Annotated in this window: 27 protein-coding genes; 22 read left to right on the forward strand and 5 right to left on the reverse strand. The window is 25.9% G+C overall.

Annotated elements, in window-relative coordinates:
* Entirely contained in the window at positions 1 to 816 is an 816-nt protein-coding gene (locus tag K5V21_RS09025; RefSeq protein WP_221860972.1) for a phosphotransferase, read from the reverse strand.
* A gap of 65 nt (positions 817 to 881) precedes the next feature.
* On the opposite strand from K5V21_RS09025, the gene K5V21_RS09030 reads away from it, so the two are divergent.
* Genes K5V21_RS09030 through K5V21_RS09075 form a run of 10 tightly spaced genes read left to right on the forward strand, consistent with a single transcriptional unit; the run spans position 882 to position 8,455 of the window.
* A complete protein-coding gene (locus K5V21_RS09030; protein ID WP_221860973.1) occupies positions 882 to 1,442 on the forward strand; it encodes a bifunctional adenosylcobinamide kinase/adenosylcobinamide-phosphate guanylyltransferase in 561 nt (186 codons plus the stop codon).
* Positions 1,429 to 2,181 carry an adenosylcobinamide-GDP ribazoletransferase gene (locus K5V21_RS09035; protein WP_221860974.1) on the forward strand — a complete coding sequence of 251 codons (753 nt, stop codon included), beginning with the start codon at positions 1,429 to 1,431 and terminating at the stop codon, positions 2,179 to 2,181. Before K5V21_RS09030 ends, K5V21_RS09035 begins: the two co-directional genes overlap by 14 nt.
* A gap of 11 nt (positions 2,182 to 2,192) precedes the next feature.
* On the forward strand, positions 2,193 to 2,573 hold the full coding sequence (locus K5V21_RS09040; protein WP_221860975.1) for a bifunctional adenosylcobinamide kinase/adenosylcobinamide-phosphate guanylyltransferase: 381 nt from the start codon (positions 2,193 to 2,195) through the stop codon (positions 2,571 to 2,573).
* Positions 2,566 to 3,162 (forward strand): histidine phosphatase family protein, encoded by a 597-nt coding sequence (locus K5V21_RS09045; RefSeq protein WP_221860977.1) that lies wholly within the window; start codon positions 2,566 to 2,568, stop codon positions 3,160 to 3,162. The genes K5V21_RS09040 and K5V21_RS09045 overlap by 8 nt, the downstream gene beginning before the upstream one ends.
* A 60-nt stretch (positions 3,163 to 3,222) precedes the next feature.
* On the forward strand, positions 3,223 to 4,146 hold the full coding sequence (locus tag K5V21_RS09050) for an ABC transporter substrate-binding protein (protein ID WP_204595313.1): 924 nt from the start codon (positions 3,223 to 3,225) through the stop codon (positions 4,144 to 4,146).
* Positions 4,127 to 5,155: a FecCD family ABC transporter permease gene (locus K5V21_RS09055; RefSeq protein ID WP_204595314.1), complete on the forward strand. Its 1,029-nt coding sequence runs from the start codon at positions 4,127 to 4,129 to the stop codon at positions 5,153 to 5,155. The genes K5V21_RS09050 and K5V21_RS09055 overlap by 20 nt, the downstream gene beginning before the upstream one ends.
* An 8-nt stretch (positions 5,156 to 5,163) precedes the next feature.
* Entirely contained in the window at positions 5,164 to 5,919 is a 756-nt protein-coding gene (locus tag K5V21_RS09060; protein WP_221860979.1) for an ABC transporter ATP-binding protein, read from the forward strand.
* Positions 5,920 to 5,929: 10 nt separating this feature from the next.
* Positions 5,930 to 6,580, forward strand: coding sequence for a Dph6-related ATP pyrophosphatase (locus K5V21_RS09065; RefSeq protein ID WP_221861047.1), 651 nt, complete (start codon positions 5,930 to 5,932; stop codon positions 6,578 to 6,580).
* A gap of 20 nt (positions 6,581 to 6,600) precedes the next feature.
* A complete protein-coding gene (locus K5V21_RS09070; RefSeq protein WP_221860981.1) occupies positions 6,601 to 8,136 on the forward strand; it encodes a cobyric acid synthase in 1,536 nt (511 codons plus the stop codon).
* Between the two features lie 4 nt (positions 8,137 to 8,140).
* Entirely contained in the window at positions 8,141 to 8,455 is a 315-nt protein-coding gene (locus K5V21_RS09075) for a hypothetical protein (protein ID WP_204595317.1), read from the forward strand.
* Between the two features lie 396 nt (positions 8,456 to 8,851).
* On the opposite strand, the gene K5V21_RS09080 is transcribed toward K5V21_RS09075, so the two are convergent.
* Both K5V21_RS09080 and K5V21_RS09085 read right to left on the reverse strand, forming a co-directional pair.
* Positions 8,852 to 10,270, reverse strand: coding sequence for an MFS transporter (locus K5V21_RS09080; RefSeq protein ID WP_221860983.1), 1,419 nt, complete (start codon positions 10,268 to 10,270; stop codon positions 8,852 to 8,854).
* 465 nt (positions 10,271 to 10,735) lie between these two features.
* Positions 10,736 to 11,761, reverse strand: a complete 1,026-nt coding sequence (locus K5V21_RS09085; protein ID WP_221860985.1) for a branched-chain amino acid aminotransferase — start codon at positions 11,759 to 11,761, stop codon at positions 10,736 to 10,738.
* Between the two features lie 289 nt (positions 11,762 to 12,050).
* On the opposite strand from K5V21_RS09085, the gene K5V21_RS09090 reads away from it, so the two are divergent.
* From K5V21_RS09090 to K5V21_RS09105, 4 genes are all read left to right on the forward strand, one after another.
* Positions 12,051 to 13,973, forward strand: coding sequence for an FUSC family protein (locus tag K5V21_RS09090; protein ID WP_221860987.1), 1,923 nt, complete (start codon positions 12,051 to 12,053; stop codon positions 13,971 to 13,973).
* A gap of 249 nt (positions 13,974 to 14,222) precedes the next feature.
* On the forward strand, positions 14,223 to 14,837 hold the full coding sequence (locus tag K5V21_RS09095; RefSeq protein WP_204595321.1) for an alpha/beta hydrolase: 615 nt from the start codon (positions 14,223 to 14,225) through the stop codon (positions 14,835 to 14,837).
* Positions 14,838 to 14,980: 143 nt separating this feature from the next.
* Positions 14,981 to 15,592: a DNA-3-methyladenine glycosylase gene (locus K5V21_RS09100; RefSeq protein WP_221860989.1), complete on the forward strand. Its 612-nt coding sequence runs from the start codon at positions 14,981 to 14,983 to the stop codon at positions 15,590 to 15,592.
* Between the two features lie 39 nt (positions 15,593 to 15,631).
* Positions 15,632 to 16,111, forward strand: coding sequence for a cupin domain-containing protein (locus tag K5V21_RS09105; protein ID WP_245000685.1), 480 nt, complete (start codon positions 15,632 to 15,634; stop codon positions 16,109 to 16,111).
* Positions 16,112 to 16,141: 30 nt separating this feature from the next.
* Here K5V21_RS09105 and K5V21_RS09110 read toward each other — a convergent pair whose 3' ends face one another.
* Entirely contained in the window at positions 16,142 to 16,957 is an 816-nt protein-coding gene (locus K5V21_RS09110; RefSeq protein ID WP_245000686.1) for a mechanosensitive ion channel family protein, read from the reverse strand.
* 297 nt (positions 16,958 to 17,254) lie between these two features.
* On the opposite strand from K5V21_RS09110, the gene K5V21_RS19745 reads away from it, so the two are divergent.
* From K5V21_RS19745 to K5V21_RS09145, 7 genes are all read left to right on the forward strand, one after another.
* Positions 17,255 to 17,551 (forward strand): DUF5658 family protein, encoded by a 297-nt coding sequence (locus tag K5V21_RS19745; protein WP_221860991.1) that lies wholly within the window; start codon positions 17,255 to 17,257, stop codon positions 17,549 to 17,551.
* A 252-nt stretch (positions 17,552 to 17,803) separates the two neighbouring features.
* Positions 17,804 to 18,505 (forward strand): radical SAM protein, encoded by a 702-nt coding sequence (locus K5V21_RS09120; protein ID WP_221861050.1) that lies wholly within the window; start codon positions 17,804 to 17,806, stop codon positions 18,503 to 18,505.
* A complete protein-coding gene (locus K5V21_RS09125; protein WP_221860993.1) occupies positions 18,498 to 18,980 on the forward strand; it encodes a QueT transporter family protein in 483 nt (160 codons plus the stop codon). Before K5V21_RS09120 ends, K5V21_RS09125 begins: the two co-directional genes overlap by 8 nt.
* 135 nt (positions 18,981 to 19,115) lie before the next feature.
* Positions 19,116 to 19,907 (forward strand): TIGR00266 family protein, encoded by a 792-nt coding sequence (locus tag K5V21_RS09130; protein ID WP_221860995.1) that lies wholly within the window; start codon positions 19,116 to 19,118, stop codon positions 19,905 to 19,907.
* 134 nt (positions 19,908 to 20,041) lie between these two features.
* On the forward strand, positions 20,042 to 20,995 hold the full coding sequence (locus K5V21_RS09135; RefSeq protein ID WP_221860997.1) for a hypothetical protein: 954 nt from the start codon (positions 20,042 to 20,044) through the stop codon (positions 20,993 to 20,995).
* A gap of 89 nt (positions 20,996 to 21,084) precedes the next feature.
* Positions 21,085 to 22,194 (forward strand): M20/M25/M40 family metallo-hydrolase, encoded by a 1,110-nt coding sequence (locus K5V21_RS09140; protein ID WP_221860999.1) that lies wholly within the window; start codon positions 21,085 to 21,087, stop codon positions 22,192 to 22,194.
* Between the two features lie 148 nt (positions 22,195 to 22,342).
* The gene (locus K5V21_RS09145; RefSeq protein ID WP_204596838.1) at positions 22,343 to 22,495 is read left to right on the forward strand and encodes a hypothetical protein; all 153 of its coding nucleotides are present in this window, start codon (positions 22,343 to 22,345) and stop codon (positions 22,493 to 22,495) included.
* A 27-nt stretch (positions 22,496 to 22,522) separates the two neighbouring features.
* On the opposite strand, the gene K5V21_RS09150 is transcribed toward K5V21_RS09145, so the two are convergent.
* Positions 22,523 to 22,834: a rhodanese-like domain-containing protein gene (locus K5V21_RS09150; RefSeq protein ID WP_221861001.1), complete on the reverse strand. Its 312-nt coding sequence runs from the start codon at positions 22,832 to 22,834 to the stop codon at positions 22,523 to 22,525.
* A 182-nt stretch (positions 22,835 to 23,016) separates the two neighbouring features.
* On the opposite strand from K5V21_RS09150, the gene K5V21_RS09155 reads away from it, so the two are divergent.
* Positions 23,017 to 24,138, forward strand: coding sequence for a DUF6398 domain-containing protein (locus K5V21_RS09155; protein WP_221861004.1), 1,122 nt, complete (start codon positions 23,017 to 23,019; stop codon positions 24,136 to 24,138).
* Positions 24,139 to 24,195 lie beyond the last annotated feature (57 nt).

The raw sequence follows: 24,195 nt of genomic DNA on the forward strand, positions 1-24,195 counted from the left end.
TTATATAGAACTTAATACAAGAAAACCACCTTTTTTATAATCATAATTTTTATTAGTAGATGGTGATTTTGTTATGCTCCACAAACCATTATATAATTTCACAAGTTTAATATAATTTTTAAGTTTTTCTATATCATAATTTGTTATTGTTCCTAAATATGATTCTAAGAAATATAATTTCTTAGAATCATCTATAAATAGTGAATATGTAGCCAAATCAAAGAATATGTCATTTAATGCTGAAAATTCAAAATCTATTAATAGAGGATTATTATTTGAAACTATAATATTAGATGGATTTAAATCATTATGGCATAGAGAAAATTCTTTAATTGGAAATTTATTTTCTATGTAATTTAATAATTCTAAGTAATAATCATAAGTTTTAGGAAGCTGTATATTATTATCTTTGCAATATGATAACTTATCATTAATATAAGAAAATGGAGATATACAATTTAATTCTTTTGAAGGGGTGAGTGAATGAAATTCCTTTAGCTTAGTAGATAATTTATTTATAAATTCATTTGAGTTACAAAGGTATTCACATGGAGTATCCCCATCAATCCAATTACATAATAAAATAAATAAGTTTTCACATTTTAAAATATATGACTTTCGATTGATAATTTTTAATATGCTATGCTCTTTTAATAGATTTTTTTCATCTAAAGAAAGCTTCATTAGATATAAACTATTATTTATAGAGATATTATAAGCATCATTAGAAAGACTTTGAAGTTTATTAATTAATTTTACATTGTGTATGCTAGTATTAAATTTTTTAGATACACATAAAAAAACGTTTTTTAACAAATAATCACCTAAATTCTTAAAGTATATTATGCATTATAACATAAAAAATAAAGAGGAGAAAATATATGAAAATAGCAGTAATAGGAGGAACAAGAAGTGGTAAATCTTTTCTTGGAGAAGAGATTTGTAAAAGGATAAAAACTTCAAATAAAATAAAATATATAGCTACTATGGAACCTCATTGCGATGAGGATTTAAAAAGAATAGAAGGGCATCTGGAAAGAAGAAAAGACAATACTTTCATAACATTAGAGGCGTTTAGAGATTTAGATAAAATAATTAATAAAATAAATAAATTAGATACTATTCTTTTAGATAGTGTTACTACTTTACTTAATAATGAAATGTTTACTAAGGATGGAGTTAAAAAATATACATATAAAAAAATAGCTAAAAATATTATTGATCTAAGCAATGAATGCAAAAATATAGTAGTTGTAACTGATTATATTTTTAGTGACTCTATATTGTATGATGATTTTACTAATGAATATAGAAAAGAATTAGCATATTTAAATAGACTAATAGTTAAGGATTTCGATATAGTGATTGAATGTAATTATAATAATTTTGAAATTCATAAAGGGAATCTTGAGGGGAGAAAAATAATAAATGAGATATATTAGAAGCTTTTTTATGGCATTGTCTATGTTTTCGGTAATACCAGCACCTAGATATAAATGGGAGAAAGAAAATACAAGAAATATTTTAAAGTTTTATCCTTTTATTGGAGCTATAATAGGAGCTTTATGGGTATTACTTTATAGTATATTAAATTGGTTTAATATAAATTATATATTAATTAGTGCAGTACTCTTAATTTATCCTATAATGGTTACTGGAATGCTACATTTGGATGGATTTATGGATATATGTGATGCAATACTTTCAAGAAGAGATAGGGAGACAAAATTAAAAATTCTTAAAGATTCATGTACTGGAGCATTTTCAGTGATTTGTCTTGTAATCTTAATGATAATTCAATTTGCGTCTATTTATTCAATAATAGAAGATAATAAAAATATACTATTTCTTTTATTTATACCTATAATAAGTAGAAGTTTTATGGCACTTATGATATTAACAAAAACAGAAATAAAAGAGAGTACATTAGTGAAGATATTTAAAGATGGTACTAATACATGGGATAGGGCGTTACAATTAATTATATTGATTATAACTTTTATGGTTATATATCTTACATTAGGATTGATATACAATGGTATTATGCTTATAATGTGCTTGATTATGCTTTATAAAACAGATGTTAATATAAAAGAGCTTGGAGGAATAAATGGAGATGTAGCAGGCTATGGACTTATAGTTGGAGAGTGTGTTGGAATTTTAATGTTAGCAGTATTTTAAGGAGAAAAGATATGATATTAGTTTTTGGTGGTGCTTATAACGGTAAATTAGCCTATGTAAAAGAAAAATATAATTTATGTGATAAAGATATATTTTATTGTAATTCAGGCAATATAAACTTAGAAAAAAAAGTTATATGTGGTTTTCATATATTTGTTAGAAATATGATTTTGGAAAATAAGAGTCCTGTAGAATATATAAAAAATAATATGGATAAATTAAAAGATAAAATAATTATAACTGATGATATTGGACTAGGAATAGTACCAATTGAAAAAATAGATAGAATTTGGAGAGATGAGCATGGAAAATCAATTCAATATATATCTTCTAAGAGCAACAAGGTTATAAGAATTTTTTTAGGTATAGAGAAGGTTTTAAAAGATGAATAAAATAAATTTATATTTAATAAGACATGGGAAAACAGAAGGTAATGAGAAATGTTTATATTGTGGATATACTGATTTGCCACTTTCGGATAAGGGAAAGACTGAATTAGAATCTTTAAAAGGAATATATACAGTTTGTGATAATTATTATACTACAGGACTTAAGAGAACAAATGAGACATTAAACATATTGTTTGATTGTGATAATTATTCAATTGAAGAGGGCTTTAAAGAGTATAATTTTGGTGATTTTGAGATGAAAGGATATGAAGAATTAAAAAATAAAAAAGAATACATAGATTGGATAGAAGATACCAGTGGGAAATATGTTATTCCTAATGGAGAATGCAAAAATTCCTACAGAGAAAGAATAAAAGATACATTTTATAAATTTATAAATGAATTATTTAGTAAAAATCAAAAAAATGTTGCGTTAATCTGTCATGGAGGAACTATTGGAACAATTCTAGAACAATTTTATAGTAGTGAGAAAAATTTATTTGATTGGCAACCAAGTTGCGGAAAAGGTTATCTATTAGAAATAATATTAGAAAATAATAATATTAAAATAGTTAATATGGAAAAAATATAAATAAGGTGTTATACATGATATAATAAATAAGAAAATCTAAGGAGAAAAATAGGAGGACATATGAAAAAGTTTAAAGGAATAAAGTTACTTACTATTATAGCTTCAATATTTTTATTTGCAGCTATATTTGTAGGTTGCACAGGAACTGAAAAAACAATGAAAGATAGAGAGGGAAATCAATTTAATGTACCAAAGAAGATGGATAGAATAATTTCCACAGCTCCATCAAATACAGAAGTTCTAGTATCTTTAGGTCTTGGTGATAAAATAATTGCTACAGATACATATTCAAAAGATGTTTCTGGAACTAATAAAGATATTACTAGAATAGATTTTATGAACCCAGATGCAGAGACAATAATATCACTTAAACCAGATATTATCATAGCATCAGGACAGAATAAAGTAGATGGTAAAGATCCATTTGAAGCAATTAAAGCAGCTGGAATACCAGTTGTATACATTCCAAGTAGTAATAGCATTCAAGGTATATATGATGATATAGATTTTTTAGCTAAATTAACTGGTACGGAAAATAAAGGAAACGAAATAGTTTCTGATATGAAAAATGAAGTAGAGAAGATAAGGAAAATTGGAGATACAATAAAAGATAAGAAGTCAGTTTATTTTGAAATAGGACCAGAGCCATCATTATATAGTTTTGGTAAAGGAACATTTTTAAATGAAATGATAGATATAATTGGAGCAAAGAATATATTTAGTAATGAAAATGGATGGATATCACCAAGTGCTGAATCAGTTATTGAAAAAAATCCTGATGTTATCTTAACAAATGTAAATTATATAAAAGACCCTGTTAAAAAAATTGAAGATAGAAAAGGATGGGATACTATTAATGCTGTTAAAAATGGAGATGTGTACCAGATAGATACAAATTCATCATCAAGACCATCACAATACATTATAAAAGCTTTAAAACAAATGGCAAAGGATATATATCCAAATGAATATAAAGATCAATAGAAAAAGGAATTTAGCTTTTTTAACTATACCTATAGTTTTTTTAGTTATATGTATTGGAACTTCCATTGGAAGTTCCAATATTAACTTATTTGATATTTTTTCAATAATAGGTAATAAATTAGTTAATATTCCGTTAAAAGAAAATGTAACAGGGCAAGAGATAGCTATTATATGGGAACTTAGATTTCCAAGAGTTTTACTGGCATTTTTAGTTGGTGGCGCATTAGCTGTGAGTGGAGCGGTTGTTCAGTCAGTGCTTAAGAATCCGCTGGCATCACCCTATACATTAGGAATTTCATCAGGGGCTGGTCTTGGTGCAGCACTTGTAATGATTTTTGGAGTAAATATACCGTTAATTCAAGAATTTTCTTTACCAATAGTTGGCTTTATATTTGGTTTGTTTACAGTTATAATAGTAATAGCTTTTGCAAAGAGAGTAGATAAACTTTTATCTAATAACACTATAATACTTGCTGGAATGGTATTTTCATTATTTTTAAATGCAATACTTACAACTATAGGATCAATGCATGGAGATAGTTTAAAAGCTATTTCACTTTGGCAGATGGGATCTTTCTCTATGAAGGGATGGAGCTACGTTAAAGTATTTATACCATTTTTACTTATAGGAATTGTAGGAATCATCTTATATACAAGAGAAATGGATATACTTACATTTGGAGAAGATAGTGCTAAAACAGTTGGAGTAGACACAAATAAAGTTAAAACAAGACTTTTCTTATTTACAGCTATATTAACAGGTAGTGCTGTAGCTTTAAGCGGAATAATAGGTTTTGTAGATTTAATAGCACCACATGTAGTAAGAAAAATATTTGGAGCTAAACATAGTTTAGTAATACCAATGTCTTTTGTGTTTGGTGGGATTCTAATGGTTATTACAGATTTAATATCTAGAACAATAATTTCACCATCAGAACTTCCAGTAGGTGCAATAACTGCATTGATAGGAGCACCTTTCTTTGCTTATATATACTTTAAAAAGAAGTAGGTGAAAGAATGATAAAACTAGATAATGTATATACTGGATATGATAAAATAGATATTATTAAAAATGCTAATTTGGAAGTTAATAAGAATGAATTATTTTGTATAATAGGACCTAATGGTTGTGGAAAAAGTACGCTTTTAAAAGCAATAGCTAATATAAATGATTATACAGGAAGTATTAAAATTTTAGATAAAGAAATAAAGAGTATAAAGAGAAAAGAATTAGCTAAAGAAATAGCACTAATGTCTCAGATAACAGAAGTATATTTTTCATATACAGTATATGAAACTATTTCCTTAGGAAGATATGCTCATATAAAAGGGGCTTTTACTACTTTAGGAAAAGATGATAAAATTATTATTGATAGTGTAATTGAGGATTTGTCTCTTAAAGATATAGAAAATAAATATATAAGCGAACTTTCAGGAGGACAACTTCAAAGAGTATTTTTAGCTAGAGCAATAGTTCAAAATCCTAAAGTTATATTATTAGATGAACCTACTAATCATTTAGATTTTAAGCATCAAATAGAACTTCTAGAGAACTTAAAAAAATGGTGTAGAAAAGGAGAGAGAACTGTTATAGGAGTATTACATGATCTTAACCTTGTTCAAATATATGCAGATAGAGTAGCACTTATAAATAATGGGGAGATAGTAAATATAGGTAGCAGTGAAGAAATATTAAAATCAAAAGAAGTAGAAGATATATATGGAATAAATATAAGAGAGTTTATGATTAGGGTATTGAAAAAATGGAGTTAAGGAGAAGTTTATAATGAAAAAATTTATTTTATCATATAGCTGTGGTAAAGATAGTACTTTGGCACTATATAGATTAATAAAAAGGGGTTTAAAACCTGTTGGATTGATAGTAACAGTAAATAAAGATGAGAATGAGTCATGGTTTCATAGAATACCAGAATCAATATTAGATGAAGTTTCAAGCTCATTAGATATTCCTTTAATAAAAGTAGTATGCTCAGGAGAGCAGTATGAGGATTACTTTGAAGAAGCTCTAAAAAAAGGAAAAGAACTTGGAGCAGAAATGTGCGCATTTGGAGATATAGATATAGAATCCCATAGAGGCTGGTGTACAGATAGATGTAATAATGTTTCAATAGATGCAGAGTTTCCTTTATGGCAAGAAGATAGAGAAGAATTAACACATGAATTTATAGAAGCTGGATTTAAAGGTATAATTAAGTGTTGTAATGATACTCAATTAAATGATACATATCTGGGGAAAGTTTTAACAAAAGAAGTTGTATCAGATATAAAAGAAACAGGGGCAGATCCATGTGGAGAAAATGGAGAATATCATACTTTTGTTTGTGGTGGGCCTATATTTGAAAAAGATATAAAGTTTAAATTAGGTGAAAAACTTAAGATTAATAATTATAATCATATAGTAATTGAGAAATAATGTTTATGAGGTGACAGGTTATGAAAAAAAATGTAATGATTTTAGGTACTGCATCCTCAGTTGGTAAAAGTACTATTGCAACAGCACTATGCAGGTTTTTAAAGAAGAGAGGGTATGATGTAGCACCATTTAAAGCACTTAATATTACTTCTAAAACAAATTCAATAGGAAATGGGGAAGAAATTGGACGTGCTCAAATAGTACAAGCAGAAGCTTGCGAAATAAAACCAGAATATACAATGAATCCTATCTTAATTAAAGAGATTGCTAATAAAAAAACAAAAATAATAGTTAATGGTAAATCCTATTGTCACAAAGATAATTGTTCTTATGAAGAATTAAGTAAAGATTTAAAGGAGTTTATAAAAGAAGACTTTGAAAAATTGGTTGAGAAACATAGTAATATAATTGTAGAGGGAGAAGGAAGTTGTATAGAATTAGGATGTAAAAATGAAGATTTAGCTAATTTTTATACTGCAAAACTTACAAATTCAGATGTTATACTAGTTGGAAATAGCGAAGATGGTGGTGTATTTTCTTCAATTTATGGAACTATTATGCTACTTAATGAGGAAGATAGGAAATTAGTAAAAGGGATTATAATAAATAAGTTCAAAGGTAATAAAGATGAATTAGAAAATGGAATAAAAGAATTAGAAGAGAAATTAAAAGTTCCAGTATTAGGTGTAATACCTTATGAAGAATTGAACATAGAAGATGAGGTAATTATAACTAAAAGGCTTAGAAATAATAAAAGAAGTGGTCTTAATATAGGAATAATAAAATTATCACATATATCTAATCTTACAGATTTTTATCCATTAGAGCTTGAGAAAAATGTTAATATAAGATACGTAAAAACACCGAAGGAATTAGAAGGGGCTAATTTGATAATTTTACCAGGCAGCAAGAGTATAATTTATGATTTAAATGAAATCAAATCAAATGGGTTATATGATAAAATTATAGAGCTATATAAAGAGGGAGCTACAGTTATGGGAATTTGTGCTGGTTTCCAAATGCTTGGTAGAAATATAATAAATAATTTAGATTCAAATAATAGTAGAAAATGTATAACTGGATTCGAAATGTTACCATTAGATACTAAAATATCTTTTGAAAGAAGGACAGTTATTTCTAAAGGAATTACATGCTCTATGGAAAATGAATTAAAGGATCTTTCTAATATAAGAGTATATGGGTATGAAATACAAAATGGATATACTGAGATATTAGATAAAGATGGAGAGGTCCTTATAATAGATAAGAATAATAACATAACAGGTCTTTGCAACGAAAGAGGAGATGTTTTTGGCACCTATGTGCATGGTATATTTGAGATAGAAGAATTTAGGAAGAAGCTTATAAATCATCTAAAAGAAAAGTATAATGTTGTTATTGAAAACAGTAAAGAAGAAAAAGAAAATTATAAGAAATATAAACTAAAGCAATATGATAAATTATGCAAAATACTAGAAGATAATATAGATACAGAAAAAATTCTTAATTTATTTGAAACTAAAGAGGAGGAATCTGAGGAGAGACCCTTAGAGTAATAATATGAATCATATACTAAATGTTCTAGCAATAGCAGTTTGTTTTTATGTCTTTGATTTATTATGGAGACATAGCAATTTATATAAGAAATTAACTTTAAATAAAGTTTTAAATAATAAATCTACGAAAATTATATTGTCCATAATTTCAATACTTTTAATAGGTGTATGTATAATTGTAGAAAAAATATTTAGTGGATATTTATTTGGAGAAGATAATATTAAGATATTAATTAAAGGAATAAGTTTATTAATATTATATATTACAACATCATTTATCTTTATGGATAAGTATATAGAAACAAGCAATACAAAATAATGTATTGCTTGTTTTTGTTTCAAAAAATTAGAATGTTCTATATATTCATACCTTAAATAAAATACTCGTAAATGATAAAAAATAAAATACAAAAAACACATATCAAAGTTAATAAATATATAATTATTTGTAACTAATCAATACAAAATACATATTATGTACTATAAAGCAGATAACAGTTAAGAGTGTGATAAACAAAAGAAAATATATCCTCAAAAAACAAAAGCCAACTTTAATAAAAAGAGGGAAATGATGATAGAGTTTATAAAAGCAAAATAGTAATATGTATAATTAAAAAGTAGTGCAATAATAATAAATTCTATCATCTTTTTATAATTATTATAGGCTATATATACATAATTAAACCCTAAGAGAAATTTTCGCTTAGGGTTTAATTTACTTATAATCTTTTGATGTAAAATAATCGATCAATGATAAAATGAATGATATAAAACATATTATAGCTACAATAATATAAACTTCTTTCATTCCATAAACAAAAATTTCAGGTCTTCCTGGTATTGATCCAAGAACTTTAAAACCTGCAGCTTCACTCATTTTAAAATATAAGTATGACGTTGAAGCAGAAACTCCAAAAGCCAACCCTAAATTTCTAATTAAGGCATTAGTACCACCAGCTATACCAAGCTTTTCTTTTGGAACTGATGACATAATTAAATTTGTATTTGGAGATTGGAATAGACCATTACCAAATCCTAATAATACAAGCATAGATATTAGAGATAGCTTAGAAGTATGTTCTCCAGCAGTTGAAAGTAAATACATACTTAAAGTAGTAATAAATAATCCAGCAAGTGTTAATTTTTTACTACCAATTTTATCTGATAGACTTCCGCTTAAAGGTGCAACTACAAATAAAATTAATGGATAAAATAACATTACAAATGAAATTTCTTCAGCCGTATATCCTAACACATCATTAAGATAAAAGGGTTGTATTATATTAATTGTATTGATAGCTACAAATGATACAAAAGCACAAAATAGATTTAAAGAAAATGTTCTTTTTTTAAATAATGCTAAATATAGCATTGGTGATTTTGCCTTTTTTTCAACTAATAAGAAGAAAATGAATAATATAATTCCAACAATAAATCCGCCTAATATATATATACTAGTATAACCTAAATGCTGTCCAAGCATAATACAAGTGAAGATAAACAGTGTTGATGATGAGAATAATAAAGCTCCTTTACCATCAAATCCTTCTCCGCTTGATTTATTTTCTTTAGGTAGATATTTTCTTGCAAAGAAATAAGCTACTAACCCTATTGGTATATTAATTAAGAAAATAAAATGCCAGCTTAGATAAGTAACAATAAATCCTCCTAATGCAGGTCCTAAAAGTGAACCTAATGCAACAAAAGATCCTGATATACCAAGAGCTTTTCCTCTTTCACTTGGTGGGAATATATCTGTTATAATTCCTTGATTAGTAGACATAATCATTGCAGCACCAATTGCTTGAACTACTCTTGCTAAAACTAATAAAACAATATTAGGAGATAGTGCGCATAGCAAAGATCCAAGTACAAAGCCCAAAATTCCTTTATTAAATATAAGACTTTTACTTTTTATATCTCCAAGACGGCCAAATATTAATATAGCAGCAGATATTACTATTAAATAAGCGCTAACTATCCATTCAGCGCCAGACATTTGAACATTTAGTTTTTGGCTTATGGTGGGAAGTGCTACATTTACAATACTACTATCTAAACAAGCCATAAAGGGCTGGGTAACAAGAACCCCAAGGGCTAGCCATTTAGTTTTGTTAATTGATTTGTTGTTCATAAAGTTTCCTCCAAAAAATTAATACTTCAATATTATAAATTAATTTTTTTAATAGAAAATGAACAAAATATTTATCACTATATTATTAAAAAAATGTACATAAATATTGTCTAGTTATTATTTAAATAAATATAAGAGGAAATAGTACTTAAGTAAATATTATGATAAATATACACTTAAACAAGATACTCGTAAATGATAATAATATAATATAAAAACTTACAAAAATATTTAAAACATAAAAATTTTTAAGCCAAAAACCTGTTAGTGAAATTATAAAACAAGGACAAAGTGAAAAATTCATTGGGTTAGATAAAGAAAAAAGGATTTGAATGAGGATATTGTGATTATAAATGTGAGCTTAAGGTATGTATTTTAAAGACATAGAAAACTTTGTATAGTAAAAAAAGGTAGCAGATTTATCTAGCTACCTTTTTTGATATTCAATATATAAAATTTTATTATCTATTTAATTTTAATTATCCAATCATCATGTTTTGGTTCTATATCACCAAATTGAATACCTACAAGAGTATCATATAATTTTTGAGTAACAGGTCCTACTTCAGTTTCACTGTAGAATACATGAAGATTATCGTTATAGAATATTCCACCTATAGGAGTTATTACAGCTGCTGTTCCGCATGCACCTGCCTCTGAAAACGCATCTAAGTTATCTACAAATACATCTCCTTCTATAACATCCATATCAAAATAATCTCTAGCTATTTCAAGAAGTGAGTATTTTGTTACGCTTGGTAATATTGATGGTGAAAGAGGTGTTATAAATTTATTATCTTTAGTAATACCAAAGAAGTTTGCAGAACCAACCTCTTCGATTTTTGTATGAGTTGCAGGATCTAAGAATATTGCATCAGCAAATCCTAACTTCTTAGCTTTCTTTTGAGCTAAAAGACTTCCTGCATAATTACCACCGACTTTTTGAGCACCAGTTCCATTAGGAGCAGCTCTATCATAATCAGATACCATGAAATTAACAGGTTTCATACCCCCTTTAAAGTATGGGCCTACTGGTATACAGAATACAGAGAAGATAAACTTATTAGCAGGTTTAAGTCCAATATTATCTCCAACACCAATCATAAATGGTCTTAAATATAAAGTAGCGCCAGTTCCATATGGTGGAACATAATCTTCATTAGCTTTAATAACTTGAATACATGCATCAATAAATTTCTCTTCTGGTATCTCAGGCATAAGAAGTCTATCACAACTATCATTCATTCTTTTAGCATTTTTATTAGGTCTGAATAATTGAATTTCACCTGATTTTGTTCTATATGCTTTTAAGCCTTCAAAGCATTGTTGTCCATAATGTAATGCAGGTGCACCTTCTTCGATAATAAGTGTATTATCTTCAACTAATTTACCATTATCCCATTTTCCATTTTCCCAAACTGATATATAACGGAAATCAGTTTTCATGTAATCAAATCCTAAGTTTCCCCAATCGATATGTACTTTACTCATAATTGTCATTACTTTAAGTAGACTTAAAGTAATTTCCTCCCTTCGATTATTGCTTATTATTATTTACTAATACTATAAAATTTATAAAGATAATTAGTATAATAATTATTATAGTACAAAGGGAATGGTAAATAAAGAACTAAATTCAATTATATGTATCAAAATACAGTTTAGATTAGCTATTTATTATTAATCTAACAATTTGATTACTATTTATTAATAGGGTGTATATAAAATTTAAGTACAATAAATATAAATTTATTATTTTATTAAAAGAGGAACATAAAAAATGAATACAGAGAAAAAAATAAGTATAGAGAAAATTAAAAATACACTAAAAGTAGCCGTACCTCCTGCATTGGTATCTACTATTATATTATTTATAAATATATTGTTTTTTGGAACAAACAATATAATAATTGCACCTTATATGACATTAACCTTTATAAGGATGAGAAATTACTTAACTATTGAAAAGAATATTATAAAACCATTATTTATTCATTTAATTATTGGAATTCTATCATCAATAGCAAGTGAAAGTTTATATAGCACATTTATAATCAATTTGTTAGGTGTTGGGATATTGGCTTATTTTTTAACAGATGAATATAATCCAAGTAGCTATTTCCCATATTTAATGGCATTTGTTTTTCTACAACTTTTCCCAACAAGTATTGAAGAAATACCAAAGAGATTAGTAGCAATATTAATATCATATATAGTTGTTTTTATAGCTTTAATAATATTTTCACCTAAAGGGGTATGCTCTAAAATATCTACTTTAATTGAAGACGGAATTAATAATATTAGTTTTCAATTAAAGGCGATATTAGATGGAAATGAAGAAGAATTAGAAAATAAAAGGTTTGATTTATTTGAGATATGCAAAGAATTAAATAGATTTGTTTATTCAAGTGGAAAGAAAAGATACTATCCCTTTGTTATTGTTTTTCAGCATATGAATAATATAATTGATGAAATTGAATCAAATAAAAATTCAGTAAATTTTAATGAAAACTATTTGAAAAATCTTAGAGAATTATTTTTAGTCTATAATACTTTTAATAGGAATAAATATATAAATAATATAGCTGAGTTTATTTCAAAGAATTCTTTTAAAGATGAGAATACTAATTTCTATATTGTATATGTTTTAAATTACTTTATATCTGCTATAAAAGGAACTATGAAACCTAATAAGTTTAATCTAAAAAAATATTTAAACTTTAAAGATTCTAAAGAATATTTTCAGAAATATAGTAAGTATACACTTTCATTAAATGGATTTAAGATTAGATTTGCAATAAGAATTTCAATATTGCTATCCGTATCTTTTACAGGTATTAGATTATTCAATATTCCAAAAGGATATTGGATTCCTATGACAATATTCTTATTAACTTTACCTTTTTATGAGGATAGTAAAACAAGGGTTAAATTAAGATTTAGAGGAACTATAATTGGATTAATAATATCATTTATACTTTTCTCTATTTTTAAGAGTAATATTTCACATGTAATAATACTTATAATATGCACATTTTTCATGTATGCATTTAGTGATTATGGAACTATGACAATATATATAACTTGTTATGCTCTCGCAATGACTACTATACATATGGGAGATGATGAGGCAATAATTTTAAGATTAATATATACTTGTATATCAGCATTAAGTGTTTTATTTGCGAATAATTTTATATTGCCTACTAAAAATCATATTGAACTTATAACTATGATTGATAAGTTAGTAGAATTGGATGAAGTAATAGTAGATAAAATCAGAAGTATATTAGATTCAAGCTTTAATAAGTGTGAAATCAGAGATATTATTTATTCTTCATATCTAATAAGTGGGAAATTACAAATGCATTATTCAAAGGTGGATAATATTAATTTTAAAAATTTACTAGCTAGAAATAATCAACTTACAACATTATTAACTCATTGTTGTATTATATTATGTAATGAGAAGAATTCAGAACTTGATAAAAGGTATATTTATGAATGTCTAAATAATATTGATCATATATTAGAAAATATGAAAATTAACTCTCCTAAAAAAACAATATTAAGAGATATATCTTGCGTTAATGTAAATAACTTAAATCATAAAAATAATTATGAAAATACATTATTATTAAAATGTCTAAAAAAAACAAGTGAAGTTAAAGAAGATTTAGATAATCTAAAAAATGATATATAAAAAGATATAGATTTTAATCTATATTTTTTTATATTATGTTTCTTAATAATATTTTGTAATTGAAATATTAATTATTTATATCTCACACAAATAGACTGACATTCTTTGACTTTTGGCGTATAAAACTTAAATTAATAAATAATGAATTTTTAAAAGATAGTTTTAACTAATTTTGCTATTTTAAATATATAAATTTATTTGTGATATACTTTAGTCAGGTTATAAATAATAAAGAAAGAGGTTGATAATATGAACGATATAGTAAAATCATATTGGGGAATGAATTTAAAACCTTTAGTTATAGGAAAAGGAAGCGATACTTTAGCGGTGATATTACCAGGTATAGGCTATACTTTAGATAGAGTTACTTTAGAATATTCATCACAATTATCATTAGAATTAGGATTCGATGTATTAAAAATAGAATATGGATTCCAAATAGGTAGAAGGGAGTTTCATCCAGATGAAGAATTTAATATTATTGCAGAAGAATCCTTTAAATTACTTAAGAGTACTTTAGCTAATAAATACAAAAACATTGTTTTTATTGGAAAGAGTATTGGAACTTGCGTACAGAATGTTTTAAATAAAAATGTTAAGGGATATAATGTAACGAATATTTATTTAAGCCCTATAAATAAAACAGTACAAATGGAAATAGAAGAAAATTCATTAGTAATTACAGGCAGTAGTGATCCACTGTTATCAAAAGAAAATTTAGAAATTCTTGAAGAGGTTAATGGCACAAAATTAATAAGTATTGATGGTGCAAATCATGCTTTAAATATTGAAGGTAATGCAATAAGAAGTTTAGAAATACAACTTAATATAATTAAGTGTATGAAAGAATATTTAAGTAAATAATAAAAAAGACTTATAGTTAGATACTTAACTATAAGTCTTTTTTCATGAAACACTGTATATTAGAAATTTTTATATACATTGAAATAAATTATAAAATAAAGTATTGTTTATATAATAATACTATAAAGAAAGGAGATGATATAATGACTTTAGATAAATCATATTTTAAATCTGATGCTATAACATTAGCTAAAAGTCTATTAGGTAAGATATTAATTAGAGAAATTGATGGTAAAGTAATAAAAAGCAAAATTGTAGAGACAGAAGCATATATAGGAAATTGCGATAAAGCATGTCATGCATACAATGGAAAGAGAACTAATAGAACAGAAATTCTTTATAGAGAAGGCGGAGTAGCATATGTATATCTTATATATGGAATGTATAATTGTCTCAATGTAGTTACAGGAATGGAAGAAGAGGCGGAAGCTGTATTAATAAGAGCTGTAGAACCACTTAATGAATTTGAGTATATTTCAAATAAAAGATTTAATCAAAGTTATGGTGATCTAAGTAATTTAAAAAAGATTTCACTTACTAATGGGCCAGGAAAATTGTGTAAGGCTTTGGAGATTGATAGGGACTTAAATGGATGCGAGCTTTATAAAAGAGGTGCATTATATTTGAGCGAAGGAAATGATGAGGAGTTTAATATAGTTTCTACTAAACGTATAGGAATAGATTATGCTGAAGAAGCAAAAGATTTTCTATGGAGATTTTATATAGATGGAAATAAATATATATCTAAAAAATAAAAAAATATATAATAAATACAAATGAAAAGGAGTATACAAATGAATTCAAATTATTTTATAGAAAAATTACATATGGAAAAGCATCCTGAAGGAGGATATTATAAGGAATCTTTTATATCAAAAGATATTTTAGATAACGGAGATGGTGAAAGAAAGCTATGGACTAGTATATATTTCCTGTTGCATACAGGAGAAGTATCTAATTTCCATAGATTAAAATCAGATGAAATGTGGTATTTTCATGCTGGAGAGGCACTTACAATATATATGATATCACCAGAAGGTGAATTTATTGAAAAGCAACTAGGATTAAATATATCAGAAGGTGAAACACCACAAGTATTAGTACCAAAAGGATATATATTCGGATCAGCAATGAATAATGATGGATTTTCTTTAGTTGGATGTATGGTATCGCCAGGTTTTGAGTTTAAAGACTTTGAATTATTTAAAAGAGAAGAATTAATATCAAAATATCCAAACTATGAATCTATAATAACAAAATTAACAATTGAATAAAAAAGACACATCAATATTGATGTGTCTTTTTTATTCTGATTTTTGCATATGTAAGTCCATTTGAGGATAAGGAATTGATATGTTATTATTATCAAATTCTATTTTTACTGTTTCTAACAGATCAAAGTAAATTATCCAATAATTCTCAGTATCACACCAAGCTCGTACAATAAAATTAATTGAACTAGCGGCATGTTCACTAACTGCTACAAATGGTTCTGGATCTTTTAGAATTAATGGATTGTTGTCGATTATTTTATTTAAAATAGTCTTTACTTTTAATATGTCATCATTATATCCAACACTAAAAGTTAAATCTACCCTTCGTAATGGTTTAGAAGAATAATTTATTAAGCTCCCATTTGCAAGAGCACCATTTGGTATTAGTATTTCCCTATTATCTGCAGTAACTAAGTGGGAATAGAATATACCGATTTTTTCTACTGTTCCTTGATATGATGAAGTTTCTATATAATTTCCAACTTGTACAGGTCTTAATAATAGTATTATTACACCTCCAGCAAAATTTGAAAGACTTCCTTGAAGAGCTAGTCCCACTGCTAAACCAGCAGAAGCTAATAATGCTGCAAATCCAGCAGTTGGTATTCCTACAAATCCCATAAATACAATTACTAATAAAACTTTAAGTGCAATATCAGCAAAAGCATGGAAAAAAGAAACTAAAGTTAAATCGATATTTTGTTTCTTTAGTAATGTATTTAAAGTTTTAAGCCCTTTATTCACAGCTTTCCAACCTATCCAAAGTCCAATTAAACCAAAGACAAGTTTTACTCCACTTGTAGATATCCAATGAAGTATATTATCAAAGATAACTGTTATATCCAAAAATACACCCCCTTTCGCGAAAAATATTATTTAATTATAACTTTTATAAAAATCAAAAGCAACAGATTAGTTTTAATTCATCAATTGGTAAAATTAATATCAAATCTATAAATATAGAATTACTTTCAAGTATTGTTAATTATAAAGTGAAATACTAAGTACTAAGTACTGGTTTTAATGAGAAAAGGTACTGTATTTAAACAATATAAATAATCTTTAATGGAGATGATAGATATTATTAAATATATAATAAATAATTCATACTCAAGTGTGAAATCAAAGTTGAAAACTCTATATATGTTGAATATAACAGATATAATATTTACTATCATACTACTAAAAACTGGGCTATTTAAAGAAGTAAATGGTATTATGTTTTTTATAGTTGACAGTCTAACTTTAAGTATATTAGTTAAGATCTGCTTAGTGGGAGTATTAATTTATTATTTAATTAAGAGAATGATGAAAGCTACATATAAACAATTAAAAATAAGTAATATTATTATAATAGTAGCCATATTTCTATTTTTAATAGTAAATATATCTCATATAATATATAGTATTTTATATTTGTTTATAGCAAATATGATATAAGTTATAAAAAATTATATACTCTATAATTCTAATTATTAATAGGTATCTCTTCTATGTTTTTAAACTTGATTAATTTATTAATGAAGTATATAATATCTAATTGTAAAATTTAATTGACAGTTCGTAAGCCGCCTGTCATTAAACAAAACTAAGGCATTTTCTAATAAATAAGTATTTAGAGGATGGCTTTATGTCGTCCTTTTTTATTTTTATTAGTTTCTATGCCCTGAAAAAGGAGAAATATAAATGGAAATGCAAAGATATAGCAAAATATTAGGAAAAAATCCAAGAGAAATGGTAATGCTTAAGGGGTTTCCTTGTAAATGGGGAAGATGTAGTTTCTGCGATTACATTGAAGATAACTCTACTTTTGAAGATGATATTATTAAATTTAATAAAGTTGTATTAAGCAATGTAACTGGTGAATTAGAGGTATTAGATGTAATAAATTCAGGAAGTATTTTCGAGCTACCAGAAGAGACATTAAAAGATATAAAAAATATTGTAATTAAAAAAAATATAAAAAAACTATTTGTAGAATGTCATTGGTTATATAAAGATAGATTAGATGAAATTAGAAATTATTTTAATATTCCAATAATATTTAGATGTGGTATAGAATCCTTTGATAACAATTTTAGAATGAAAGTGTTAAATAAAGGTGCTGGATTTAAATCATATGAGGAAGTAAATAAGTATTTTGATTCAATATGCTTACTTGTTGGAATAAAAGGACAAACTAAGGAAATGATAAAAAATGATATAAGTATATTAGAAAACCATTTTAAATATGGATGTGTGAATGTTTATATAGAGAATACAACTCAAATAAAAAGAGATGATGAATTAGTTGAATGGTTTATTAAAGAGTATAGTTATTTAGAAAAAAATAAAAATATAGAAGTTCTTATAAATAATATAGATCTTGGAGTTGGGAGTGAAATAGATGATTAAAAATAGTTCACTAGATATTTTCGTTAAAATAGCAGTAGTTGCTGCAATTTATGTAGTTTTAACTGTTGCAATAGCTCCAATAAGTTATGGACCAATACAAGTTAGAATATCTGAGATATTAGTACTTCTAGCTTTTTATGATAAGAGATATATAGTAAGTTTAACAATAGGATGTTTATTTTCTAATATATTAAGTCCATTAGGAATGGCAGATATAATAGTAGGTACCCTTGGAACATTTTTTTCTGTATATGCCATTAGTAAAACTAAGAACTTATTTATTGCAACTCTTTGGCCAACGATTTTTTGTATTCCAGTAGTAGGTACGCTACATTTACTAATTGGATTACCATTTTGGATATATTTATTTGGATTTATGATTGGAGAATTCATTTCGGTGACTATTGTTGGATATCCGATAGTAAACTTTATTAGTAAGAATTCTAAATTAATTAGTATTATACAATTAACTTAGTCTTACCATGCATTAGTCTGACTTTAACTGACTAATATCATAGTAATATATATTAAAATATTTTCTTAAAGCTTTTATATAGAAATTTATATGTAACTAATATAATATTATATTAAAAGGAAAAGAGGTGTATTTATGATTTCTCATGAAATTGATTTTAATATTTATGGAGATGATATGCAATTTGTAGAAATAGAATTGGATCCACAAGAGTCAGTAGTTGCGGAAGCTGGTGCTATGATGATGATGGATAACTCTATATCTATGGATACTATTTTTGGAGATGGAAGTAAACAACAAAATAATGGGTTATTTGGTAAATTAGGTGGTGCTGCAAAGAGAGTTGTAACAGGAGAAAGTCTATTTATGACTTTATTCACAAATAGAGGAGTAATGAAGGAAAAAGTATCCTTTGCATCACCTTATCCAGGTAAAATTATACCAATTAACTTATCAGATTATGATGGCAAAATAATTTGTCAAAAGGATGCATTTTTATGTGCTGCAAAAGGAGTTTCAATTGGTATAGACTTTAGAAAAAAACTTGGAGCTGGATTCTTCGGTGGAGAAGGATTTATAATGCAAAAATTAGAAGGCGATGGATTAGCTTTTATACATGCAGGCGGAACTATAATTAGAAAAAGATTATTACAAGGTCAAAGGTTAAAAGTTGATACAGGATGTTTGGTGGCTTTAACTCAAACTATAGATTATGATATAGAATTTGTTGGTGGAATAAAAAGCAGTTTATTTGGTGGAGAAGGATTATTTTTTGCTACGTTAACTGGTCCTGGAGAAGTATGGATACAAAGCTTACCATTTAGTAGATTAGCCTCTAAAGTTTTTGCAGCAGCACCAGAGCTTGGTGGTAAAGATGTCGGACAAGGAAGCGTATTAGGTGGGCTAGGAAATTTATTTCAAGATTAAAAATAGAAATTATAATAAGACACTTTTTAATATTAAAAAGTGTCTTATTTATTAAACTTAAATTTTTATTGTATATATTTACAGAAGATGAACAGAATTAGCATATATATGTTAATTTTGGAGGCGAATACTAAGTGAAAAATAAAAAAAAGATTATAGTAGTTTTTAGTATTATCATAGGCTTATTAATAGTTATAATTTTATATAAAAATCAGCAAAGTAATAAAGAATTATTAAATAAGCAGCAATATTCTATTGTAAAAAATGAGAGAAATAATTATACTGTCTTATTTGTAGATAATGATAGAAGTACTTATATGTATAATAATGAAGATAATAATATATATAGTGTAGATAAAGAAGGTAGTAAACCAAATAAATTGTATGATAATGTAACTCCATTATTAAATGAATTTGATGAGAATGGATGGATTATTAGCAATAATACAAAAGAAAATTATTTAAAGTGTATAAACCTTTTAACTAAGAAGGAAATTACAATTCCATGTAACTACTCAAAGTTTGTTGATGATAGCCTAATACAGATTTATCAAGATAATGTTGCATTAATAGAATCTGATGGAATAAAAAAATTTCTAAAGGTATATGATTTAAATAATGGAACTTTAATTAAGAGCAAAAATCTAGATAATAGAATAATTAGTAATTTAGATTTCTATGAAAATAAAGTAGTTTACAATGTAGTTAAAGATAAAGAAATATTAAATGTTTATTATGATATAGATAAAGATGAAGAAAAAATAATAGCTACTGGATATGATGATTTATTTTTATATAAAGATAATATACTTCTTTGTAAGAGTAATCAGTCTGAAGAAATTTATGATGTTTATAATGTTGTAAATAATAAAATTGACAGCATAGGAAAATTTGAAAGTGAGAAGTTTGATAATAAATATGTAAAATCAGGGAAATATATATATTCAACTATTAATAGATCAAAATATATGAATTTAGAAGATTTTAAATTAGCGTTTATTAAAGATGAAACAATAAATACCATTCTAAATAATAGCATTATCTCTACGAATAATACTACAAAAGAAATAAGTTTAAAAACTTTATAGGAAAATTTATCATGTTAATCTTTAAATTTATATTATTTCTTGGTAAGATAAACATATGTATTTTATAAATGTACAAAGGAGTAATAAGTATGATAAATAGAGAGAGAGTTTTGGATAGATTTATTGAATATATTCAAATTTCAAGCGAAAGTAAGAATGAAAAAGTTTTTAGTGAAAAACTTACAGAAGATTTAGAAAAAATTGGACTAGAAGTTTCTAGAGATAATGCAGGAGATATTATTGGAGGAACAACTGGTAATATAATAGCTAAATTAAAAGGAGATGAATCAAGAGAGCCTTTATTATTTAGTTGTCATATGGATACAGTTACACCTGGTATTAATATAAAACCTATAATAAAAGATAATATTATATATTCAGATGGAACAACAATTTTAGGTGGAGATGATAAGGCTGGAATTGCAGCTTTAATAGAAGCTTTAATTAATGTTAAAGAAGAGCAAGTTAATCATCCTACTATAGAAGTTATATTTACAATAGCAGAAGAAATCGGATTATGTGGTTCTAAGAATCTTGATTATTCAAAAATAGAATCAAAAAGAGGATTCGTTTTAGATACTAGCGGCGAGGTTGGAACAATTGTAAATAAAGGACCTGCTCAAGACAAGATTGATATTATAATAAAAGGAAAGCCGGCACATGCAGGGGTTGCACCTGAAAATGGAATCAGCGCTATTAATGTAGCAAGTAAAGCTATTGTAGCGATGAATCTTTTAAGAATAGATGAAGATACAACAGCTAACATAGGAACAATTAAAGGAGGGACAGCTACTAATATAGTTTGTCCAGAAGTAGTTATAGAAGCTGAAGCTAGAAGTACAAAGATAGATAAATTAGATAAGCAAACAAAACATATGGTAGATACATTTAATAAAATTTGTGATGAAGAGAATGCGGAATGCCAAATAAAAGTAACTAGAGTATATGGCCAATTTGTTGTAGATGAAACTGATGATATAATAAAATTAGCTTCAAAATCATTTGAGAACTTAGGATATAATGTTGAAATTAAATCTTCAGGTGGTGGAAGTGATACGAATATATTAAACTGTAATGGAATTAAAGCAGTTAATCTTGCTATAGGTGAAAGAAGTCCTCATACATTAGATGAGCATTATCATATAGATGATTTAGTAAAGGTAAGTAAATCTATTTGTGAGATAATACAAAATGCATAGAAATTAATAAATAAAAGAACTGAAGTATGCATACTTCAGTTCTTTTATTTATTTATTAATTTATTTTAGTTTTTAAAAAATCATCTTTATAGTGAATACCATAGGAGATAAAGGTAATAATTAATAATAAGTTTGAAAGGAGAATTATATGAAAATTAATAATTGTATTTTGTGTAAAGGAAAAGGTGTTATTGAATGTGAATGTATAGAATTCTTCAATAAGCTAGACAATTGCCCAGTTTGTAATGGAGAGGGCGAGCACTATTGTCCTATTTGCAGTAGCAGTAATTTATCAGATTGAAATTTATATAAAATAAAAAACTGTGTATTAAACACAGTTTTTTTCTATATTTCCATCCCATGATAACATTCCTCCACGAATATTAACACCGCTTTTTATATCTAAATCATCTAATAAAGATACTGCATGAGCACTTCTATTTCCACTTTTACAGATAAAATAAATTGGTTTATCAGTTGGTAAATTATCACTATAATCTTCTATATCAGATAATGGTATATTTTTTGCAGATGGTATATGTCCTAGCTCAAACTCCTCTTTTTCTCTTACATCAATTAATAATGTAGAAGGGTCATTTGATAATAATGCTTTTAATTTATTTGTTGATATTTGTTTCATAATTTAAGATCTCCTTATTAAGTCTAATAATTTTTAATTATACCATATTATTAAAAATTATTAGACTTAAATTTTATTATATATAAATAAATTAGTGAAAATAACTCTTGAATAGTTGCATTATTATGTAAAGTTATTATAAAATCATACTTAGGAAAAAAATTAAGGAGTTATAATTTATAATGCAATATATATGTAATAAAGATGAAGATTTAAATAAAGATATAAAAGTACTAATAGAAGAGTATATTAAAAAGTATTTAAGTAAAGATGACACTTATTTATTTATGAATGCACTTGATATATTAATTAAATTAAATGATATTGATATGAATAAAGGTAAGATTGAGTCATGGGCATGCGGAATAGTACATGCTGTATGTAGTCTTAATGATTTAAATATTAAAGTTGGAGATATTTATACGTTTTTTAATGTTAGTAATAGCACTGGATTAAAGAGATCGAAAGTAATAAGAGAATTACTAACAAAACATAATTATAATGAAAATAAATCTAGTAATAAAGAAATAAAGAATAACTTAAACGATATAAACTATATAAATGCGCAAAAGAAGATAAAGGAAGCTTATGAACAAAAAAATTTTAGTAAAAAAGTTATTTTAGCTAAAGAGGCACTAAGTATTTGTGAAAATTGCTCAGATGCATATATCATTCTTTCAAATGATAAAAGTTTAAACAATCAAGAAAAGGAGCAATTATTGAGAAAGGCCGTAGAGGCATCAATAAATATATTAGGAGTTTCTGCTGATATTAAAGATTTATATGATGTAACTGATTCCTCAAAAGAGATTAGACCATATTTAGGTGCTCAATATAGATTAGCAAATCATTTATGGGTTAGCGGAAGTAAAAAAGAGGCAGTAGATATATGTATGCATTTATTGGAGTGTGACCCTAAAGATAGGCTCATAATTAGAAGTATCTTATTAAGCTGGACCTTATTAATAAATGATGATGATAAGACAAATACTATATTAAACAAGTATAATAATGATTATTTAACTGCAACAGTGTATAGTAAAGCGTTATATTTAATAAAATGTGGTGAGCTAGAAAAAGGAAAACGCGAATTAAGAAAAGCAATAAGATATAATAGATTTGTGATACCTTATATATTAAAAATGAAGAGAATACCTAAAGTATTGCCTATAATAACTAGATTTGGTTCAGAGGAGGAGGCTATACATTATATGCTATATGGTTACGATGCTTGGAATAATGTTCCGAAAGCTATAAGTATAGTGAAAGAAACATATAAAGAAATACAAAGGGATTGGGCTTAAGTCCAATCCTCTTTTATTTTTACGAATTATTTTATAATATTATTCATATTAAATTTC

The organism is Clostridium sardiniense (assembly GCF_019753795.1).
Classification (GTDB): Bacteria; Bacillota; Clostridia; order Clostridiales; family Clostridiaceae; genus Clostridium; species Clostridium sardiniense.

Bases quoted from the DNA above. Each gene is read 5' to 3' on its own strand.
- K5V21_RS09140 (WP_221860999.1), top strand. From the start codon at position 21,085: ATGATAAATAGAGAGAGAGTTTTGGATAGATTTATTGAATATATTCAA.
- K5V21_RS09125 (WP_221860993.1), top strand. From the start codon at position 18,498: ATGATTAAAAATAGTTCACTAGATATTTTCGTTAAAATAGCAGTAGTT.
- K5V21_RS09050 (WP_204595313.1), top strand. From the start codon at position 3,223: ATGAAAAAGTTTAAAGGAATAAAGTTACTTACTATTATAGCTTCAATA.
- K5V21_RS09045 (WP_221860977.1), top strand. From the start codon at position 2,566: ATGAATAAAATAAATTTATATTTAATAAGACATGGGAAAACAGAAGGT.
- K5V21_RS09030 (WP_221860973.1), top strand. From the start codon at position 882: ATGAAAATAGCAGTAATAGGAGGAACAAGAAGTGGTAAATCTTTTCTT.
- K5V21_RS09060 (WP_221860979.1), top strand. From the start codon at position 5,164: ATGATAAAACTAGATAATGTATATACTGGATATGATAAAATAGATATT.
- K5V21_RS09055 (WP_204595314.1), top strand. From the start codon at position 4,127: ATGAATATAAAGATCAATAGAAAAAGGAATTTAGCTTTTTTAACTATA.
- K5V21_RS09120 (WP_221861050.1), top strand. From the start codon at position 17,804: ATGCAAAGATATAGCAAAATATTAGGAAAAAATCCAAGAGAAATGGTA.
- K5V21_RS09145 (WP_204596838.1), top strand. From the start codon at position 22,343: ATGAAAATTAATAATTGTATTTTGTGTAAAGGAAAAGGTGTTATTGAA.
- K5V21_RS09155 (WP_221861004.1), top strand. From the start codon at position 23,017: ATGCAATATATATGTAATAAAGATGAAGATTTAAATAAAGATATAAAA.
- K5V21_RS09150 (WP_221861001.1), bottom strand. From the start codon at position 22,834: ATGAAACAAATATCAACAAATAAATTAAAAGCATTATTATCAAATGAC.
- K5V21_RS09035 (WP_221860974.1), top strand. From the start codon at position 1,429: ATGAGATATATTAGAAGCTTTTTTATGGCATTGTCTATGTTTTCGGTA.
- K5V21_RS09095 (WP_204595321.1), top strand. From the start codon at position 14,223: ATGAACGATATAGTAAAATCATATTGGGGAATGAATTTAAAACCTTTA.
- K5V21_RS19745 (WP_221860991.1), top strand. From the start codon at position 17,255: ATGTTGAATATAACAGATATAATATTTACTATCATACTACTAAAAACT.
- K5V21_RS09085 (WP_221860985.1), bottom strand. From the start codon at position 11,761: ATGAGTAAAGTACATATCGATTGGGGAAACTTAGGATTTGATTACATG.
- K5V21_RS09075 (WP_204595317.1), top strand. From the start codon at position 8,141: ATGAATCATATACTAAATGTTCTAGCAATAGCAGTTTGTTTTTATGTC.
- K5V21_RS09040 (WP_221860975.1), top strand. From the start codon at position 2,193: ATGATATTAGTTTTTGGTGGTGCTTATAACGGTAAATTAGCCTATGTA.
- K5V21_RS09105 (WP_245000685.1), top strand. From the start codon at position 15,632: ATGAATTCAAATTATTTTATAGAAAAATTACATATGGAAAAGCATCCT.
- K5V21_RS09080 (WP_221860983.1), bottom strand. From the start codon at position 10,270: ATGAACAACAAATCAATTAACAAAACTAAATGGCTAGCCCTTGGGGTT.
- K5V21_RS09130 (WP_221860995.1), top strand. From the start codon at position 19,116: ATGATTTCTCATGAAATTGATTTTAATATTTATGGAGATGATATGCAA.
- K5V21_RS09100 (WP_221860989.1), top strand. From the start codon at position 14,981: ATGACTTTAGATAAATCATATTTTAAATCTGATGCTATAACATTAGCT.
- K5V21_RS09090 (WP_221860987.1), top strand. From the start codon at position 12,051: ATGAATACAGAGAAAAAAATAAGTATAGAGAAAATTAAAAATACACTA.
- K5V21_RS09070 (WP_221860981.1), top strand. From the start codon at position 6,601: ATGAAAAAAAATGTAATGATTTTAGGTACTGCATCCTCAGTTGGTAAA.